Source organism: Gallibacterium anatis DSM 16844 = F 149 (genome assembly GCF_000379785.1).
Classification (GTDB): Bacteria; Pseudomonadota; Gammaproteobacteria; order Enterobacterales; family Pasteurellaceae; genus Gallibacterium; species Gallibacterium anatis.
In genome coordinates this window covers 1-19,475 of sequence record NZ_KB903708.1, presented here as the reverse complement: position 1 = coordinate 19,475, position 19,475 = coordinate 1, and the positions used below count along the sequence as shown (strand labels likewise).

Annotated in this window: 19 protein-coding genes and 1 riboswitch; of the genes, 10 read left to right on the top strand and 9 right to left on the bottom strand. The window is 40.8% G+C overall.

Annotated elements, in window-relative coordinates; translation table 11 throughout:
- A partial coding sequence (locus A3EO_RS13155) for a transposase (RefSeq protein WP_169333127.1) occupies positions 1-267 on the top strand: 267 nt, incomplete at its 5' end.
- Positions 268-274: 7 nt separating this feature from the next.
- Here A3EO_RS13155 and A3EO_RS0107860 read toward each other — a convergent pair.
- Positions 275-574: a hypothetical protein gene (locus tag A3EO_RS0107860; RefSeq protein WP_018346706.1), complete on the bottom strand. Its 300-nt coding sequence runs from the start codon at positions 572-574 to the stop codon at positions 275-277.
- Positions 575-751: 177 nt separating this feature from the next.
- On the opposite strand from A3EO_RS0107860, the gene mpl reads away from it, so the two are divergent.
- A complete protein-coding gene (gene mpl / locus A3EO_RS0107855) occupies positions 752-2,128 on the top strand; it encodes a UDP-N-acetylmuramate:L-alanyl-gamma-D-glutamyl-meso-diaminopimelate ligase (RefSeq protein ID WP_018346705.1) in 1,377 nt (458 codons plus the stop codon).
- A 103-nt stretch (positions 2,129-2,231) separates the two neighbouring features.
- On the opposite strand, the gene sodA is transcribed toward mpl, so the two are convergent.
- Both sodA and yjgA read right to left on the bottom strand, forming a co-directional pair.
- Entirely contained in the window at positions 2,232-2,861 is a 630-nt protein-coding gene (gene sodA, locus A3EO_RS0107850) for a superoxide dismutase [Mn] (RefSeq protein ID WP_013746872.1), read from the bottom strand.
- A 113-nt stretch (positions 2,862-2,974) separates the two neighbouring features.
- Positions 2,975-3,505, bottom strand: coding sequence for a ribosome biogenesis factor YjgA (gene yjgA, locus A3EO_RS0107845; protein WP_018346704.1), 531 nt, complete (start codon positions 3,503-3,505; stop codon positions 2,975-2,977).
- A gap of 94 nt (positions 3,506-3,599) precedes the next feature.
- Between yjgA and pmbA the strand changes: the two genes are divergently transcribed.
- The 5 genes from pmbA (at position 3,600) to tilS (ending at position 9,390) form a co-directional block, all read left to right on the top strand.
- Positions 3,600-4,949 (top strand): metalloprotease PmbA, encoded by a 1,350-nt coding sequence (gene pmbA / locus A3EO_RS0107840; protein ID WP_018346703.1) that lies wholly within the window; start codon positions 3,600-3,602, stop codon positions 4,947-4,949.
- Positions 4,950-5,214: 265 nt separating this feature from the next.
- Complete coding sequence (locus A3EO_RS0107835) at positions 5,215-6,159, top strand: bile acid:sodium symporter family protein (RefSeq protein WP_018346702.1); 945 nt, start codon at positions 5,215-5,217, stop codon at positions 6,157-6,159.
- An 83-nt stretch (positions 6,160-6,242) separates the two neighbouring features.
- Positions 6,243-7,196 carry an acetyl-CoA carboxylase carboxyl transferase subunit alpha gene (gene accA / locus A3EO_RS0107830; protein ID WP_018346701.1) on the top strand — a complete coding sequence of 318 codons (954 nt, stop codon included), beginning with the start codon at positions 6,243-6,245 and terminating at the stop codon, positions 7,194-7,196.
- Positions 7,197-7,226: 30 nt separating this feature from the next.
- The gene (pdxY, locus tag A3EO_RS0107825; protein ID WP_018346700.1) at positions 7,227-8,090 is read left to right on the top strand and encodes a pyridoxal kinase PdxY; all 864 of its coding nucleotides are present in this window, start codon (positions 7,227-7,229) and stop codon (positions 8,088-8,090) included.
- 1 nt (position 8,091) lies between these two features.
- Positions 8,092-9,390, top strand: a complete 1,299-nt coding sequence (tilS, locus tag A3EO_RS0107820) for a tRNA lysidine(34) synthetase TilS (protein WP_026211057.1) — start codon at positions 8,092-8,094, stop codon at positions 9,388-9,390.
- An 88-nt stretch (positions 9,391-9,478) separates the two neighbouring features.
- On the opposite strand, the gene bioB is transcribed toward tilS, so the two are convergent.
- From bioB to thiB, 4 genes are read right to left on the bottom strand one after another with little or no spacing between them, the layout of a single operon-like run.
- Positions 9,479-10,489: a biotin synthase BioB gene (gene bioB, locus A3EO_RS0107815; RefSeq protein ID WP_018346698.1), complete on the bottom strand. Its 1,011-nt coding sequence runs from the start codon at positions 10,487-10,489 to the stop codon at positions 9,479-9,481.
- Between the two features lie 39 nt (positions 10,490-10,528).
- Positions 10,529-11,191, bottom strand: coding sequence for a thiamine ABC transporter ATP-binding protein (gene thiQ / locus A3EO_RS0107810; protein WP_018346697.1), 663 nt, complete (start codon positions 11,189-11,191; stop codon positions 10,529-10,531).
- Positions 11,178-12,800 (bottom strand): thiamine/thiamine pyrophosphate ABC transporter permease, encoded by a 1,623-nt coding sequence (gene thiP, locus A3EO_RS0107805; RefSeq protein WP_018346696.1) that lies wholly within the window; start codon positions 12,798-12,800, stop codon positions 11,178-11,180. Before thiP ends, thiQ begins: the two co-directional genes overlap by 14 nt.
- Positions 12,776-13,771, bottom strand: coding sequence for a thiamine ABC transporter substrate binding subunit (gene thiB / locus A3EO_RS0107800; RefSeq protein ID WP_018346695.1), 996 nt, complete (start codon positions 13,769-13,771; stop codon positions 12,776-12,778). The genes thiP and thiB overlap by 25 nt, the downstream gene beginning before the upstream one ends.
- Before the next feature lie 45 nt (positions 13,772-13,816).
- A riboswitch (TPP riboswitch) is annotated at positions 13,817-13,916 on the bottom strand.
- A 146-nt stretch (positions 13,917-14,062) separates the two neighbouring features.
- Here thiB and vapB point away from each other — a divergent pair.
- Together vapB and vapC are read left to right on the top strand one after the other, a co-directional pair.
- Positions 14,063-14,302 (top strand): type II toxin-antitoxin system VapB family antitoxin, encoded by a 240-nt coding sequence (vapB, locus tag A3EO_RS0107795; RefSeq protein ID WP_013746890.1) that lies wholly within the window; start codon positions 14,063-14,065, stop codon positions 14,300-14,302.
- On the top strand, positions 14,302-14,709 hold the full coding sequence (gene vapC / locus A3EO_RS0107790; RefSeq protein WP_018346694.1) for a type II toxin-antitoxin system tRNA(fMet)-specific endonuclease VapC: 408 nt from the start codon (positions 14,302-14,304) through the stop codon (positions 14,707-14,709). The genes vapB and vapC overlap by 1 nt, the downstream gene beginning before the upstream one ends.
- 99 nt (positions 14,710-14,808) lie before the next feature.
- Here vapC and rsmC read toward each other — a convergent pair whose 3' ends face one another.
- Positions 14,809-15,813, bottom strand: coding sequence for a 16S rRNA (guanine(1207)-N(2))-methyltransferase RsmC (gene rsmC / locus A3EO_RS0107785; RefSeq protein WP_018346693.1), 1,005 nt, complete (start codon positions 15,811-15,813; stop codon positions 14,809-14,811).
- Positions 15,814-15,896: 83 nt separating this feature from the next.
- A complete protein-coding gene (gene metG / locus A3EO_RS0107780) occupies positions 15,897-17,939 on the bottom strand; it encodes a methionine--tRNA ligase (RefSeq protein ID WP_018346692.1) in 2,043 nt (680 codons plus the stop codon).
- A gap of 201 nt (positions 17,940-18,140) precedes the next feature.
- Between metG and apbC the strand changes: the two genes are divergently transcribed.
- Entirely contained in the window at positions 18,141-19,259 is a 1,119-nt protein-coding gene (gene apbC, locus A3EO_RS0107775; RefSeq protein WP_018346691.1) for an iron-sulfur cluster carrier protein ApbC, read from the top strand.
- Positions 19,260-19,475 lie beyond the last annotated feature (216 nt).

The window sequence follows — 19,475 nt, the reverse complement described above, 5'->3', positions numbered from 1 at the left end:
TATACAGATTGTTATCATAGCTATGATGTGCTAGATGTTAGTGAGTTTACGCACTATAGAATTAACCACAGTACTCATTTTGCTGAGCGGCGAAATCACATTAATGGGATAGAGAATTTTTGGAATCAAGCAAAGCGTGTGCTAAGAAAGTATAATGGAATTGATCGAAAATCTTTCCCTCTTTTTTTGAAAGAATGTGAGTTTCGTTTCAACTATGGGACACCATCTCAACAGCTCAAAATCCTGCGGAAATGGTGTCAGATTTAACGCTAATCTACTTCAGCCCCAAAATAAAAACAGCATACCAAGCTAACTGTTTGATATTTTGTGAAGATTTATTTTTAATCAAGTAAGTTGTTGAAAACATTAATTTGCCATCGTCCTGTTTTTGAATGTTTTGCGAAACAACTTGTATATCGACCAGTTTATAAGAGTCGAACGGTTTATTGGTAAATGAATTAGGTTGCACAGAAGCAGCCGCTTGAGTACTGAAAATGATGAAAAAAATCACTAGAATAAACGCAAAGATAGGCATTAGAATACTGATAGAGTTGATGTGAGATTTACTATTCATATCTTGATCCTATTTGATCCTAATAGTGGCTTATATTATTTTCTACGGAATAATAACAGTTAGTCATATATGACGCAAATTGTGGGGCAGCACAAAAATGGAACGAGAATAGTATCATTTACAGATCAGCTAAAGGAACGTTTGATTTAAATAAAAATAAGTAAAGTAGGATATAAAATGGAACAGAAACATATTCATATTTTGGGTATTTGTGGCACCTTTATGGGTGGATTAGCAATGATTGCACGAGAACTTGGCTATAAAGTTACCGGTTCAGATGTCAATGTTTATCCGCCGATGAGTGTTTTTTTACAAAAAAGTGGCATTGACATTATTCCGAACTATGATGTTGAACAATTAAAACCGGCACCCGATCTTGTCATTATCGGTAATGCGATGAAACGAGGTAATCCTTGCGTGGAATATGTGCTGGATAATAATTTGCCATATATGTCCGGACCGCAATGGTTACACGATAATTTGCTGAGAAATCGTTGGGTATTGGCAGTTTCCGGCACACACGGCAAAACCACGACAACCGGAATGTTAACTTGGATTTTAGATCAGGCAGGGTTAGAACCTGGATTTTTAATCGGCGGTATTTCAGGTAACTTCGGTATTTCCGCTCGTTTAGGTAAATCACCATTTTTTGTGATTGAAGCGGACGAGTATGACACCGCCTTTTTTGATAAACGTTCAAAATTTATTCACTATAATCCTAAAACGTTGATTATTAATAACATCGGTTTTGATCACGCCGATATTTTTGATGATTTAAAAGCAATCCAACGACAATTTCATCATATGATTCGAACTATCCCGTCAAAAGGGCGTATTTTATCTTTTGCCGATGAAACCAGTGTAAAAGAAACATTAGCGATGGGATGCTGGAGTGAACAGCAGTTTATTGGTGAAGACAAAGAGTGGTTTGCAAAACGCCTACGCAATGATTGCACTAAATTTGAGGTTTATCATCAACAGCAAAAAGTGGCGGAAGTAGAGTGGAATATTGTCGGACAGCATAATATGTTTAATGCGCTAATGGCGATTGCAGCTGCTTATCACGCCGGTGTCAGTATCGAACAATCTTGTAAAGCACTCGCTACTTTTGTGAATGCTAATCGTCGTTTGGAAGTGAAAGGTGAAGTGAACGGTATCACCGTTTATGATGATTTTGCCCATCATCCGGTGGAAATTTCAGCAACATTAACCGCTTTGAGAGATAAAGTCGGTGGCGGTGTTCGTATTTTGGCAGTGCTTGAACCACGCTCCAACACAATGAAAATGGGCGTTCATACCAAAGAACTTGCGCCAGCATTGGTCAGAGCCGATTATGTTTTCCTGTTGCAACCGGAAAATTTACCGTGGCAAGTGGTTGATATTGCTAATCAATGTATTCAACCGGCAGTGTGGACAGCTGATATTGATTTATTGGTGGATAAAATTGTCGAAGAAGCACAACCGACAGATCATATTTTAGTGATGAGTAACGGTAGTTTCGGAGGAATTCATCAAAAAATCTTACAGAAATTGAGGGCAAAAGCCGAACAGTAGTTGCTTAAAAAAAATCTGTATTCAACAGTTTGATGGAATGAAAAAGCCGCAATGAATGCGGCTTTATTAACATTAACTAAAATGTGTATTCAAATTTTTTAAATTATTTTGCTAAATGTTCTTCGTAACGTTGAGCAACGAAATCCCAGTTAATAACATTCCAGAATTCTTTAATGTAGTCCGGACGACGGTTTTGGAATTTCAAATAATAAGCGTGTTCCCAAACATCAAGGCCAACAAGTGGGAAACCTTCGCAACCGGCAATGTCTTTACCCATCAATGGGTTGTCTTGGTTTGCAGTAGAAACGACAGATAATTTACCATCTTTTAATACTAACCACGCCCAGCCTGAACCGAAACGAGTTGCAGCTGCTTTTTCAAATTCTGCTTTGAAGGCATCAACAGAACCGAAATCGCGTTCGATCGCTTCTTTTAATTTACCTTGTAAAGTAGTACCTTTTTTCAATGATTTCCAGAAAAGGGAATGGTTAAAATGACCACCCGCATTGTTGCGTAAACCGGTACGTTTTTCTGCTGGCACTTTGTCTAAGTTTGCAGAAAGTTTTCCTGGGCACATTGCTTTTAATTCTTCAGATAAGCCTTCAAGTAATGCATTCGCATTATTTACATAAGCTTGGTGGTGTTTTGAGTGGTGAATTTCCATAGTTAATGCATCGAAATGTGGTTCTAATGCATCGTAAGCGTAACCTAATTCTGGTAATGTGTAAGCCATAATTCCATCCTTCTTTGTTAAAAATGTTAATAAAAAGTATCATCGGTATTAAAACGCGAAGAAGTGTAACAAATTTTTTGAAAGAAAGCACCTCTATCTTTGATAACAAAAACCTATACATCCAAAATATGTGCTTTTAGATATTGGTAAATTTCCCGATAAGCTTTAGGTGGTGCATTTTTTTCTTTCTCTTTCAATGTATTACGAATTAAAGCACGTAATTTTTGACGTTCCAATGACGGATAATCATTTAAAAGTTGATTAATTGTTTCATCGCCGTTTTCCAATAATGCCTCACGATAAGCCTCAATTTTATGCAACAGAATCTGTTGCTGATTATGTTTATTCTCGAGTTTATCCAATGCGGCTTGTAACGGTTCAACATCGCGTTGACGTAATAATTTCCCGATAAATTGAATTTGACGACGATAACTTTCACGTGTCAATTTTCTTGCCAAATTAACAGCATCGGCAAGTTGCTCATCCAATGGAAGCTGGCTTAAAGCACTGTCCGATAATGCAACAATTTTTTCGCCCATTTTCTTTAAGGCTTCAGCATCACGTTTAATTTCGCTTTTGCTGACCCAGATAATCTCTTCTTCATCTTCTTGCTGCCATTCAATCTCTTTGTTTTTATGTCGCATAACAGTTTCCTATTGGTAGTAAAATAATTCGCCATTGTAGCAGAAGTTGGCTAAAATTCCGAAAATCAAATCAGAATGATTAGAGTGAACAAAAATGGAACAGATAAAAAAACAAGACATAGAACAACAACAAACCGCATTAAAAGATGTGGTTGCTTATGCTTTATCGTTGGCTGAAAAAGCCGGAGCCAGCGCAGAAGTGGGGATGACAAAAGTAAGCGGATTGAGCGTTTCTACTCGATTAGGCGAGATTGAAAATTTAGAGTTTAACAATGACGGTGCAATGGGAATTTCCGTTTATATCGGCAATAAAAAGGGCAATGCCTCCACCTCAGATTTATCGGAACAGGCGATTAAGCGGACTGTCGAATCGGCATTGTCCATTGCGAAATATACCTCGGAAGATCCTTGCACCGGATTAGCACCAAAAGCGTTGATGGAATTCAATCCACCGGATTTACAGCTTTATCATCCGGCAGATATTAGTGTGGATCAGGCGGTAGCATTGGCGTTGAAAGCGGAAAAAACAGCACTGAATTATGATAATAAAATTGTTAACAGTGAGGGCGGCGGTTTTAATTCCAGTGAAGGCATCCGAGTTTATGGGAACACATATGGTGTATTAAATAGTTACCCTTCATCACGTTATTCGCTCTCTTGCAGTGTCATTGCCGCAGAAAATGATCATTTGGAACGTGATTATGAATACACCATTTCACGAAAATTCAATGAGTTAGCAACAGCAACTTGGGTTGGAGAGCGTTGTGCCCAAAAAACATTGGCAAGATTAAATCCACAAAAACTGAGTACATTAAATGTACCGGTTATTTTCCTTAATGATGTTGCTACCGGCATTATCGGACATTTAGCTTCAGCCATCAGTGGCGGTGCGTTGTATCGAAAATCCTCTTTCCTTTTGGATAAACTTGGTGAAACCATTTTGCCGGATTGGTTTGTAATTGAGGAACGTCCACACCTTTTAGCGCAATTAGCCTCAACACCGTTTGATAGCGAAGGGGTGAAAACGCGAGATCATAATATTATTGTTGATGGTGTTTTACAGACCTATCTTTTAACCTCTTACAGTGCCAAAAAATTGGGAATGCAGACCACCGGGCACGCCGGCGGTATTCACAACTGGCTGGTTAAAGCGAACAGCGAGGGAGGGCTGAACGCACTGCTTAAACAGATGGGAACAGGATTATTGGTGACAGAATTAATGGGGCAGGGCGTAAATTTAGTGACAGGTGATTATTCACGCGGCGCATCCGGTTTCTGGGTGGAAAACGGCGAGATTAAATTTCCGGTTTCTGAAATTACCATTGCCGGCAGTTTACCGGAAATGTTTAAACAAATTGTTGCGGTTGGCGATGACATCGAATTACGTTCCAATATTCGCACCGGCTCAATTTTGATTGAACAGATGAAAATCTCCGGTGAATAAGAATCTAACAAATGAGAATAATTCCTATTGACTCAATATTTTTATCTGATATGATAATTTTCAGGTCAGCATTGCAAGTGCAGTCCAAGCAGTAAAAGTAGAGTAGAAAGTAAATTTGTAGTAATAGAATGAAGGCGAGAAAGGAGTTCTCGCCTTTATTTTTTTAAATAAATCGACAAAACGATTGAAAATTTTCAATAGAAGGGTAAATTTATAGGCTTTCATTCAAACTTAACAATAAAAAACTGTATTTAGGACAAAATTTATGCAAACACTACAAAAAATCAGCCAATTTGCCGGCAAAACATTTTCCCTCTGGGTTTTACTCTTCGCTTTTTTAGCCTATCAATTTCCAAGCCATTTCTCCTCTTTAATTGCCTATGTGCCTTATCTATTAGGTATCGTAATGTTCGGTATGGGGATCACGTTGACAGTGAATGATTTTAGTGAAGTGGTGAAACATCCAAAAGCGGTAGTAATCGGGGTGGTATCACAATTTGTGATTATGCCTTTGATTGCTTTTGCGTTGGCAAAAGGCTTCAATTTACCGGCAGATTTAGCGGTCGGTATCATTTTGGTTGGCGCTTGCCCGGGCGGAACTTCTTCTAATGTAATGACCTATTTAGCAAAGGGTAACACCGCGCTTTCCGTTGCTTGTACTTCAGTTTCTACTTTATTGGCGCCATTTTTAACACCGGCGGTTTTCTATGTGTTAGCGAGTCAATGGCTTGATATTGATGCCTATGCGATGTTTATTTCTGTGCTAAAAATCGTTTTATTCCCAGTATTTTTAGGTGTGGTGGCAAGAACGTTATTGACTAAACAGATGGTGAAATTAGGTACTTGCACGCCATTGGTGTCGGTGATTGCGATTGTATTGATTCTGGCGGCAGTGGTGGCGGTCAGCAAGGATAAAATCATTGAATCCGGATTGCTCATTTTTATCGTGGTGGTGTTACATAACGGTTTGGGCTATCTATTAGGTTTTGTTGTCGCAAAACTGTTTAAATTAAATTTTGCAGACAGCAAGGCAGTGGCGATTGAAGTGGGAATGCAGAACTCCGGTTTAGGTGCTGCATTGGCAACAGCTTATTTTAACCCGATTGCCGCAGTGCCGAGTGCCGTATTTAGTTTTTGGCACAATATTTCCGGCCCGATTTTGGCAACTTTTTTTGCGAATCTGGATAATAAAGATAAGTTAACAAAATAGAAAAACACTGCAAACTTAGAAAAAAAAGCATAGAATAAACGGCATTCTTGTGCCGTTTATCTCTAATGACAAAAGGAAACTTTATGAATCAAGATTTTTTAGATTTCGAACTCCCTATTGCCGAACTTGAGGCAAAGATTGATTCACTCCGTTCTGTATCAGGACAAGATGATAAAATCAATCTCGATGAAGAAATTGCAAGATTAAAAAAGAAAAGCGAAGAGCTGACTAAAAAAACTTTTGCCGATTTAACGGCGTGGCAGGTTTCTCAAATGGCGCGCCATCCGCAACGTCCATATACTTTGGATTATATTCAACATATTTTCACTGAATTTGAAGAGTTGGCAGGTGATCGCGCTTTTGCCGATGATAAAGCGATTGTGGGCGGTATTGCGCGTTTGGATGATCGTCCGGTAATGGTTATTGGTCATCAAAAAGGGCGCACTGTAAAAGAAAAAGTGATGCGTAATTTCGGTATGCCGGCACCGGAGGGTTACCGCAAAGCATTGCGTTTAATGCAGATGGCGGAACGTTTCAAAATGCCTATTATCACTTTTATTGATACTCCGGGTGCTTATCCTGGCGTTGGTGCGGAAGAGCGTGGTCAATCTGAAGCGATTGCCCGCAATTTACGTGAGATGTCAATGTTAAAAGTGCCGATTGTTTGTACTGTTATCGGTGAAGGCGGTTCCGGTGGCGCATTGGCGATTGGGGTCGGTGATAAAGTCAATATGTTGCAATACAGCACCTATTCGGTGATTTCACCAGAAGGTTGTGCTTCCATTCTTTGGAAAAAAGCGGATAAAGCCTCTACTGCTGCGGAAGTAATGGGATTAACGGCAGATCGTCTTAAAAAATTGGAGTTAATCGACAGCATTGTCGAAGAGCCGTTAGGTGGTGCGCATCGTCATCCGGAACAGATGGCACAAAATTTAAAAGCACAACTGAATGCTGATTTGGCGGAATTATCCGTGTTGGATAGTGATGCCTTGCTTGCTCGCCGTTATCAACGTTTAATGAGTTACGGCTATTGTTAAAATAAAAACGAATTAAAAGGAGAGATTGAAATGAAAAATGTTTTATCAATTCAATCGCACGTGGTTTATGGTTATGCCGGCAATAAAGCAGCGGTATTGCCGATGCAATTGCTTGGTGTTGATGCGTGGGCATTGAATACCGTGCAGTTTTCCAATCACACGCAATATCAGCGCTGGAAAGGAATGGTGATTCCGAAAGAGCAGATTGCTGAAATTACGCAAGGGATCGCTGATATCGGCGCTTTATCCGAATGTGATGCGGTGTTGTCCGGTTATATCGGGGCAGCGGAGCAAGGGCAGGAAATTCTCAACACTGTCAATGCGGTAAAAAAAGCTAATCCAAATGCGATCTATTTTTGTGATCCGGTGATGGGACATCCGGATAAAGGGTGTGTTGTTGCGCCTGGTGTGGCGGAGTTTTTAGTAAAAGATGCCATCAGCCAAGCCGATATTATTGCGCCGAATTTAGTTGAGTTGCGAGAATTAAGCGGATTAACGGTAGAGAACTTCACGCAAGCATTAAAGGCGATAGAAGCCATTTTAGCTAAAGGGCCGAAAAAAGTGTTGGTGAAACATCTCAGTCGGGTCGGTCAGAACCCGAATAAATTTGAAATGGTGTTGGCGACACAACAGGGAATGTGGCATATCAGCCGTCCGTTGCACGAATTTGTGGGGCGTGATCCGGTGGGTGTGGGCGATATGACCAGTGCCATTTTCTTGGCTAATTTATTAAATGGAAAATCGGAAGTGGCAGCGTTTGAGCATACTGCCAATGCAGTTAATGATGTAATGACGGTTACCAAAGAGGCAGGTAAATATGAGTTGCAGATTATTGCCGCCCGTAATTTGATCGTCACGCCGACCAGTCAATATCAAGCAGTGAAAATTGCTTAATATGGATTTGATTACTGTACTAAGACAACAGATAGAACAAAACGCCTTGCAAAACAAGGCGTTTTTAATTGGTTTGAGTGGAGGTGTTGATTCAACAGTTCTGTTGCATCTTTTTGTGAGACTTTCGGAACAAATGCCTTTGAAGTTTCGTGCTATCCATATTCATCACGGTATCAGCAACAATTCCGATTATTGGCTAGATCATTGTCGACAACTTTGCCAACAGTTCAATGTTCCGTTCAGTTTTGAAAAAGTGCAACTTCAGCAGCAACGTAATATTGAAGCTCAAGCACGACAGGCGCGTTATCAAGCCATTCAACAACATCTTAATCACAATGAAATGTTGGTTACCGCCCATCATCTGGATGATCAAAGTGAAACTTTTTTATTGGCATTAAAGCGGGGCAGTGGGGTAAAAGGTTTAGCCGCAATGCCAACCTTATCCCGACTCTTTTCTGTGCCGATTTTTCGTCCGTTGTTAAGTGTGACTCGGCGACAATTGGAGCAATATTTAGCGGAAAATCAATTAACTGCCATTTTTGATGAAAGCAATGATGACCTACGTTACGAACGTAACTTTTTACGTCATCAGGTTTTGCCGTTATTACGACAGCGTTGGGCAACGATTGATCAGGCAATCGTACGTTCTGCACAACATTGTGCCGAACAGGAACAGCTGTTGGAAGAGTTGTTACAGCCGATTTTTCAACAACATCTAATGCAAGATAACAGTTTGAATTTGAAAGGCTTTTACGACTACTCTTTGCGCAAACAGCGTTATTTGTTACGTTATTGGTTTGCCCATTTACAGCAACCAATGCCGAGCCAAAAACAGTTGCAGGTATTGCTGGATGAGGTGGTCGGAGCAAAAAATGATCGGCAACCGGAATTACAGCTTAATCAAAAAGTGGTGCGGCGTTATCAGCAACAGCTCTATTTAACCCCAATTTATCAAGATTTACGCACAATAAAATTGCCAATTCAAAGCGGAGAAAGCGTGAGATTGCCGGATAATTTAGGTGAATTGCGTTGTGAGCAACAACCGCAGCAACTCTGTTTTGCGTGGCAACAGCAGCAACTAATTTTGCCGTTACCGCAAGTGCCATACCGAATCACTATCGGTTTTCACTATTCTAAAACGGTAAAAATCAAAGCTAATGCAAAACATACCGACATTAAAAAAGTGTGGCAGATGTTGGCTGTGCCACCGTGGCAACGTAACCGCATTCCATTGATTTTTATTAACGATAGGCTACAAGGCGCGGTGGGTTATTTTATAAATTATGCTGAGCAAAAATAGGCGGAGAACCATCTATTTCCAATTAAACTAAACCCAACGATCAAATGGTAATTGGGTTCAGAAAAAGAAAGATTGCTTTGAACAGCAATTACTCTTCAGAAGTTAGCTTGTTCTCCAATGTTTCCGGCACTAAATCCAATTTAGCCATTAACATTTGATCGTGATCTTCTTCATTGTTGCCGGTGACCAACAACTTATCGCCGTAGAAAATGGAGTTTGCACCAGCCATAAAACAGAGAGCCTGCATTGCTTCCGGCATTTTATGACGACCGGCGGAGAGACGTACATAGCTGTTCGGCATTGTGATGCGGGCAACAGCAACGGTGCGCACAAATTCTGTCCAATCCAGCTCTTCCGCTTCCATCATTGGTGTGCCTTCCACTTTGACCAGTTGATTTATCGGTACAGATTCCGGTTGCGGATCAAGATTGGCTAAGCTAGCAATCAAACCGGCGCGTTCTTTACGAGTTTCATTCATTCCCACAATACCGCCGCAGCACACTTTCAATCCGGCTTTGCGCACTTTGCCGAGCGTGTTGATACGATCATCAAAACGGCGAGTGCTGATCACCTCTTCATAATGTTCCGGCGCAGTGTCAATATTATGGTTATAATAATCCAAACCTGCCTCTTTAAGCTGTTCTGCCATTCCATCCTGCAATAAGCCAAAAGTACCGCACGTTTCTAGTCCGAGCTCTTTTACCGCTTTAATAATTGCGGAAACTTTTTCAATATCTTTCGGTTTTGGACCTCGCCACGCTGCACCCATACAGAAACGACTCGCACCACGTTCTTTAGCAATTTTGGCTTTAGCCACAATATCTTCAATGTCTAACAATTCTTCTTTTTGCACCCCGGTCTGGTAACGAGCGGATTGAGGACAGTAACCGCAATCTTCCGGACAACCGCCGGTTTTAATCGACATCAGTGTTGAGAGCTGAATTGCTTGTGGATTGAAATGTTCACGATGGACTTGTGCGGCACGATAGATTAAATCAAGAAATGGTGTTTCAAAAAGGGCTTCCACTTTGCACACTGACCAATATTCCACGCTTGGATGTGGTGTGAGTGAAGTGAGTTCAAGCGTTGTTGTTGTCATATTCCTGTCCTTAGCATTTTTGTAACAAAGTTCTGTATTCTAACGATTATTGTGGCGTTGCACCAAATAATTTTCAGTGATCCTACCATTATCGATGCGAATAACACGCTGCATAATGTTAATGACTTCGCTGAGTTGATGCGTTACCAATAATAAACATAGCTGTTTTTGACAGCAGATGGTATCCACCAACTGCAACATTTCTTGTCGTAATTCAGGGTCAAGAGCTGAAAAAGGTTCATCCAGCAGTAGAATCGGACGATTACGCAATAATGTTCTGGCAAGAGCAACGCGTTGTCTTTGCCCGCCGGAGAGCTGTTGCGGCAATCTTGGTAAATAATGTTCCAGCCCGACCTGTTCGGCAACATCAGTAACCTGTTGTTGCTCTGTTTTATTCAACGAAAGGCTTGGTTTTAAGCCTAAAGCGATATTTTCGGCGACAGTGAGATGATTAAATAAATTATTATCCTGAAACAACATTGATACCGGACGTTGATAAGGTTCGGTGGCGGTGTGATTTTCACCGTTAAGCCAAATTTCTCCTGATGCGGCATATTCAAAACCGGCGATAAGATTGAGCAAAGTCGATTTACCGGCACCACTGGCACCGATCACGGCAGTTTTTTCAGCTCGGTTAAGTTGTAAATCAAAATACATTGGCATCGGCGGATAAGCGTAATGCACCTGTTTAAGTGTAATCATTGGATCGATTCTGTTCCGTAAATAAAAAAATGAAAAAATAAAACAGCAATAACACCATTGCGGTGACAGCGGCGGCATCGCTTTGATAATGCCCTAATTGTCGATAAAGCAACAACGGCAGTGAAGTGAAACCGTTGTTACCAAAAAGGGCAATGGCAGTAAAATCACCTAACGAAATTGCCATTGCTAAGGCAAATGCCGAGCGTAATGGGCGGATTAATGTTGATCGTTCAACAATTTTCCAACGTTGCCAACCACGAAGGTTTAATGATAAACAGAGACGTTGGAAGTTCAACATATTGCTGTAAAAAGGGGCGGTGAGCAGTTGTAAGGCGAATGGCATTGCCACTAAAGCGTTACAGAGTGCAACTAAAACGAACAACAATATTGTGCTGCTTTCCATCTCGGCGAGAAAAAGAAATAGCCCCGTTGCCAGCACTAAAGTTGGAATAGCTAAAATAATTGTGCCGATATTTAGCATCCATTGACTGCTGCGTTGCTTGCCGAGCCAATAGAGGTGGCGAGTGGTCAAGAGAAGTGAAATTGTCAGCAGCAGACAGAGCAGTGCCGCAGTGGGTGCCAACAATAGCGAAAAAACAATGGCTTGCCATAACGCCGGATGTAACAACTGTTGCCATAAATGACGGGCATTTAATCCGGCAAATAGTGTTTCCAGTAGCGGCGCGACAATGAAAAGTGTTGCGGTGATTAAAATAAAGTAGTGATAGCAACGTTGATAGCGGTTTAAATTGGGTAAACAACGCGCTTGAGGTGAAGTTTCGCTTTGTTGATAACGAGCGAAACGATTGTTGATACTGAACAGGGTGAAACAGAACAGAAATTGTAAAATCGCCAATAATGCTGCGGTTTCAATATCAAAATCAAAAGTAATCGCCTGATAAATTGCCACTTCCAACGTGGTGTATTTCGGCCCACCGCCCAGCGTTAAAACAATGGTAAAACTGGTAAAACAGAGCAAAAAAATCAGCCCGAACAGATTAAAACAGGTTGGTCGCAAAAAAGGCATTTCTACCCAACGGAAAAAACGCCAATGACGTAAATTCAGTTGCGCCGCCAATTTGAATTGCGAGGCAGGCAGCTGTTGTAAGCGTTGATATAACACTTTTGCCGCTAACGGAATATTGAAAAAAAGATGGGCGATTAGAATACCGCTTAAACCGTAAATATCGGGAAGCTGCTGCCCGAATAGACGCAGAAATTGATTAATCCAACCATTAAAACCGTAAATACCGACAATGCCGAAAATCGCCACCAGTGCCGGTAATACATAGGTGAGCGAAAAAATTTTTAATAAAAAGGGTTTAGCAAAAAAATCAAGATAAAACAGCGATCTGGCAACAAGAATACCAAAAAACAGCGAGAAAACGGCAGATAATCCGGCTTGATAAAAACTGAAAAAGATCACTTGCTGCAGATATTCGCTTTGCAGTAAATCAAACCATTGTGAGAAGCGGCTATGTTGCAGTAATTGTTGCAAGCTGCCGCCATAAATAATGGCGAGCAGCAATAATACAGCCAACCCCGGCAAGCGAAATAGTTGCCGTTTTATTTGAAGGTAACGCATTATTTTGCCAAAGCGTTTTGCCATACCGCAAGCCACTGTTTGGTCTGTTGATGGCTGATGTTTGAGGTATCAATGGTTTTTTCAGTTAGCACTTGATGACGCAACTGATCATAATGCGGTTCAATTGGCGCATCGGTAACGGCAAACATCACATTACTTTGGCTAATAATATTTTGTGCTTCTGACGAGAGCAGAAATTGTAAAAATTGATCTGCCAATTTTGTTTGTTTGCTTGCTTTTAATTTTGCCGCAATCTCGATTTGCAAAATGTTGCCTTCGCTGAATGCAGTTGCCGCATAGTTTTGTTTCTGTTCATTTAATTGGTGATAGAGTGGTGAACTACGGTAGCTCAACACTAAATCGCTTTCACCTTTCAAAAAAGCACCGTAAGTTTCAGTCCAGCCTTTGCCGACCGTAACGGTGTGTTTCGCCAGTTGCTGCCACGCTTGCGCCACTTGATCTTGCGGATAAACCTGATTGACCCAAAGCAATAAACCGCGACCGACAGAACTGGTACGAGGATCTTGATAGATAACGCGTAAATCCTGACGTTCAATCAACTCTTTTAGGCTTTTCGGTGGGTTGCTGAGTTTTGTTTTGTCATAAACAAAGGCGAAACTGCCGAAATCATAAGGAATATAGGTTTGATTTTGCCAATTTAGCGGTAAGTGCAGGTTGTCTAACTTGATGTCGGTTTTAGTAAACAACTGTGATTGATCTGCCGCTTCAATGAGGCTTTGATCCAAACCCAACACCACATCGGCTTTACTTTTTTTGCCCTCTAAACGCACTCGATTAAACATTGTGACACTATCTTCAAAAGGCACGAATTTGAGATCACAGCCACACTGTTTTTCGAAAATAGGTTCTAATTTCGGAGCCGGTCCCCAATCGGAAGCGAAAGAGTCATAAGTATAAACGGTTAAGGTTTCAGCATTGGCAAAAGAAAGGGTACTTACGGCTAATGTGCCGAGAAAAAGTGTTTTTTTAAACATAGTGGATTCCTATTTCATTATTGATAAATGCAAACAGGATTAGATAGCAAGCTGCTTCTCAAATCCCTCCGCTGCGACTAATCAGTTCAGGTTCGACGGGTATTATCTCAGCCTTACTTTTGGTAATGCACCCCGTTGAGAACGGCAGTTACTATACGAAATTGTAGCGATTTAGACAATGGAATTGTGAAAAGTTTATTTTTGTGCGGGTCACAAGGCAGTAATGCTTGAGTATTAAAATGATAGTTTGTATAGTATATACCTATTCCATATACAAAAAGGGAGGTAAATATGAGTGTAGTGACCGCAACTGTTTTTATGAATAATAAAAGCCAAGCTATCAGAATTCCGAAAGCTGCAGAATTACCTAATACTACAAAAAGTGTAAATATCATTATTCAAGGGGATATGCGTATTATCACACCTCTCAATAATGTTTGGGACAGCTGGTTCAATGATTCAAATTCCGTATCGGACGATTTTATGTTAAGTCGTGAGCAACCACAGATACAGGAAAGGGAAGAATTATAATGCTGAAATATATGTTGGATACCAATATCGTTATTTTTACGATAAAAAATAAGCCGCCACATTTGTTGCCGTTATTTAATGAAAATCAATCTATGCTTTGTATCAGCTCGATTACATTAATGGAGCTGGTTTATGGGGCAGAGAAAAGCAAAAAAACGGCACAGAATCTTGCCGTTATCGAATCTTTCTGTGCAAGATTAGCCGTTTTGGATTATGGTGAGGCAGCAGCATATCATAGTGGGCAGATAAGAGCTGAATTAGCAAAAATTGGGCAACCTATTGGACCATATGACGCAATGATCGCCGGGCACGCAAGGAGTCTAGGCTTGACAGTTGTTACTAACAATATGAATGAGTTTTCACGGGTAGAGGGGTTGAGAGTAATCGATTGGAGTAAGCCGATGTAAAACGGTTGTCTGTCGATCATTTTATTGTGGTTTTTCAACGATATAACAAAAAACATACACCGTGATAAGTGTATGTTTTTTTATGATAGATACCGTTATTTAAGCGTTTTTCACACTATAAACCTTAAATTTTCCGGTTTTTGCGAGAACCTGATGTGCACCAAAACAGCGATCCAGCAGATCCGGATAAGGCAGAAAGGCATTGGCGACAATACGCAATTCCCCGCCGCGATTTAAATGTTGTTTAGCTTCAGTGATTAACGTTTCTACCGCTTGATAAGCCGTATCCAGCCCTGAATGGAAGGGCGGATTGGAGATAATTAAATCAAATTTGTCATTAATGTGCGAAAAAACATCACTGGCAATAACGGAGCCTTGCAGTTGATTTTGTTGCAACGTTTGTGTTGCTGAGGCAATAGCCATTGCGTGAATATCGCTCATTGTCAGATCAATTTGCGGTGAATGGAATTTCAAATAAGCACCGATTACGCCTGCGCCGCAACCGACATCCAGCACTTTTCCCTGTATAGGCTGTTGCAAGGTGGAAAGCAATAAATCTGTCCCTTGATCCAGTTCACCGGAGCTGAAGACTCCCGGTAGTGCATAAATGGTTAATTGCGGCAATTGAGGCAGTGAATATTGTTTCCACCAATCGGATAATGCAAATTGCACCGGCTTCTGTAATTCAAAATAGTAAAGACTGCAACGGCGTGCTGAATCAATTTTATGAATATCGCCTAATTCGCCACAGAACTTTTCCGCAGAGCGGACACCGCCTCGATTTTCTCCCACCAGCAACATTTTTTGCACGACAGGAGCTTGCGACAAAATTTGCGTTAATTGGAACAGGCATTCCTGTTTGTTTTTACCCCAGTAAAAAACGATGAGCGATGCGCCTTGATAAGTCGCTTCAAGCGCAAATTCAGTAGGATTTTTAGCGTGACGCACATAATCAAAGTAGTAACTCACCACCTTAATTTGTTTTGCTAAAGTGCGGCATTGTGCCGGAAAATCGTCCTGTACATTGCCGAGAAAAAGCACATTTTCATTCTCAAACAGATCAAGATGGCGTTGTAATAGTTGGCTTTCGGGTGTGAGTGACATTATTTTTCTTAGATAAGTAATGATTAAACAAAGAAAAGAGATGGCGCCAATGAAAGCGCCATTTCTGTTTAGTTTATAACGGATTATTTGACACGATAACCGGCTTTGGCACCGCTATCAACATCAAGTAGGAACAGATCGGCACCGCCACTACCGGCAGATAAAATCATTCCTTCGGAAAGTCCGAATTTCATTTTACGAGGTGCAAGGTTGGCAACCATAATCACCATACGCCCTTCCAACTCTTCCGGTTTGCTATAAGCCGCTTTGATACCGGAGAAAACTTGACGAGTTTCAACACCTAAATCAAGCGTGAATTTCAATAATTTTTTACTTTCCGGCACAGCTTCGCATTTCAACACCTTTGCCACGCGTAAATCCAATTTGGCGAAATCATCAATTGAGATAGTTTCTTCAAACGGCTCAATTTCGCTGTCGGTTTCGCTTGCTTTTGCCGGTGCAGCTTGTGCTGCCAGTTGCGCATTTTCTGCCTTTGAAGCTTCGATCAAAGCATCAATTTGTTTCATTTCTAAACGGCTGAATAATGCTTTAAACGGCTCAATTTCGTGTGCCAATAATGGTGAAGTTAAGGTTTCCCAACGCAACTCATCGTGTAAAAAGGCTTCTGCGCGCTCTGCCAACGTCGGCAACACCGGTTTTAAATAGCCCATCAACATACGGAACATTTGAATGCCCATTGAGCAGACTTCGTGCAACTCCTGCTGACGACTCTCATCTTTGGCGATAACCCAAGGTGCGGTTTCATCTACATATTTATTTGCTTTGTCGCATAAATTCATAATTTCGCGAATTGCTTTGTTGTATTCGCGGTTTTCATAATATTGTGCGATTTGTTCCGCCTGTTGGCTGAACTCTTGCCATAAAGCTTGATCGTGTAAGCGATCGGCTAATTTTCCGCCGAAACGTTTTTGAATAAAGCCGGCGTTACGGCTGGCAAGATTCACCAATTTATTGACGATATCACTGTTCACTCGTTGCACGAAATCTTCCAAATTTAAATCTAAATCATCAATGCGTCCGCTTAATTTCGCTGCATAGTAATAACGTAAACATTCCGGATCGAGGTGTTCAAGATAGGTTTTTGCTTGAATGAAAGTACCGCGCGATTTGGACATTTTTTCACCGTTGACCGTAACATAACCGTGTACGAAAATATTATTCGGTTTGCGGTAACCTGCACCTTCAAGCATTGCCGGCCAGAATAGACTGTGGAAATAGACAATATCTTTACCAATAAAATGATAAAGTTCGGTGTTGCTGTTTTGCTGCCAGAAATGGTCAAAATCAATATTTTTACAGCTGCATAAATTTTTGAAAGAGGCCATATAACCAATCGGCGCATCCAACCAAACATAGAAATATTTACCCGGTTGGTTTGGAATTTCAAAACCGAAATAAGGCGCATCACGAGAAATATCCCACTGCTGTAAACCAGATTCAAACCACTCCATCATTTTGTTGGAAACTTCGGTCTGCAACGTGCCAGATTTAATCCAGTCTTTCAACATTGATTCAAATGACGGTAAATCAAAGAAAAAGTGTTCGGACTCTTTCAGGATCGGAGTTGCGCCGGAAACGACAGAACGAGGATTAATCAACTCTGTTGGGCTGTAAGTGGCGGAGCAGACTTCACAGTTATCACCATATTGATCTTCCGCTTTACATTTCGGGCAAGTGCCTTTCACAAAGCGATCCGGCAGGAACATTCCTTTTTCCGGATCATAAAGTTGAGAAATGGTTTTGCTCTTGATAAAGCCGTTTTGTTTCAATTTAGTGTAGATTGCACAGGATAATTCTTGGTTTTCCGGACTATGCGTGGAGTAGTAATTATCGTAACTGATATTAAAACCGGAAAATGAAGAAATATGCTGTTGCTGAACGTCGGCAATCAGCTGTTCCGGCGAAATTCCCATTTGATCCGCTTTCAACATAATCGGTGTACCGTGCGCATCATCGGCACAGACAAAATAAATTTCATTGCCGCGCATCCGTTGAAAACGTACCCAAATATCAGCTTGAATATGTTCAAGCATATGACCTAAGTGGATTGGACCGTTTGCATAAGGCAAGGCACAAGTAACTAATATTTGACGGCGACTGGACATAATTTTTCCTTTTGATTAATTCGTTTTTTAATTGTGAAAATAACCGCTAATGTTACTCTATTGACAGGCTATTTTCCAGTTTAACTACTACTACGAAATATGTATTAGTGCTGTTTTCGGTTGATTTTACTTAACAGTTGCCTGTGGTCGTGGTTAAATAGGCGAGCTAATTTAAACACTACCTAATTTAAGGACAGATAAATGCGTAGTCTTAATTTTACTTATACTCATCTTGATGAAAATATCGTGCAACAAATTGCCGATAAATTAGAACAATTTCAACATCCTACCTTACAAAAAGATTTGTTGACATTAAAAGCGGTAAAAAAAATCAGCTGTGAAAACAATAAATTACAAATTGAGTTAATAATGCCGTTTGCTTGGAACAGCGGTTTTGCCGATTTGAAAGCATCATTAAGTGAATCGTTGGCACGGTTGGCGAAGGTTGCATCAACTGAATGGAATCTTAATTATCAAATTGCCACTTTAAAAAGAGCTAACAATCAACCGGCAGTAAACGGAGTGAAAAACATTATTGCGGTGAGTTCTGGTAAAGGTGGAGTAGGAAAATCGACAACTGCGGTTAATTTGGCATTAGCATTACAAGCACAAGGTGCGAAAGTAGGTATTTTAGATGCTGATATTTATGGCCCATCCATCCCTTATATGTTGGGGGCTGAAGAGCAACGCCCTACTTCGCCGGATAATCAACATATGACACCGATTGTGGCACACGGTTTGCAATCTAACTCAATCGGCTATTTAATGGATGCGGATAGTGCAACTATCTGGCGCGGACCAATGGCAAGCAGTGCTTTGAGCCAATTATTGAATGAAACCTGGTGGACGGATTTGGATTATCTTGTGATCGATATGCCGCCGGGAACAGGTGATATTCAATTGACATTATCACAACAAATTCCGGTAACCGGTGCAATTGTAGTAACCACACCGCAGGATATTGCATTATTGGATGCTATTAAAGGCATCACGATGTTCAACCGCGTTTCGGTGCCGGTATTGGGCGTTGTTGAAAATATGAGTGTTCATATTTGTGCAAATTGCGGTCATCACGAAGCGATTTTCGGCACCGGCGGTGCAGAAAAAATTGCTAAACGTTACAACATCAAATTGTTAGGGCAATTACCGTTACATATCCGTTTACGCGAGGATTTGGATCAAGGCAAACCAACTGTAATCGCCGCACCTGATGATGAAATCAGCAAAGCATTTTTGGATTTGGCACAAAACGTTGCCGCCGAACTTTATTGGCAAGGCGAAACCATCCCAGCCGAAATTATGATTCGAGAAGTAAAATAGTATTGCTAAATTGACTAAAATTTTTTAGAAAAGATTTTAAACAGCTTTATATCTTTGATATAAAGCTGTCAGACTGCTGACAAACCTCTAGACATACCTCTAGAGGTTTGATCTAATAGGCATATCGAAAAAAGGAAATGCCTATGCTCAAAAATACACCCTCACTCCAATATGAAATCGAGATGATAAGTCTCGAACAACTCGTTCCAAAAGACC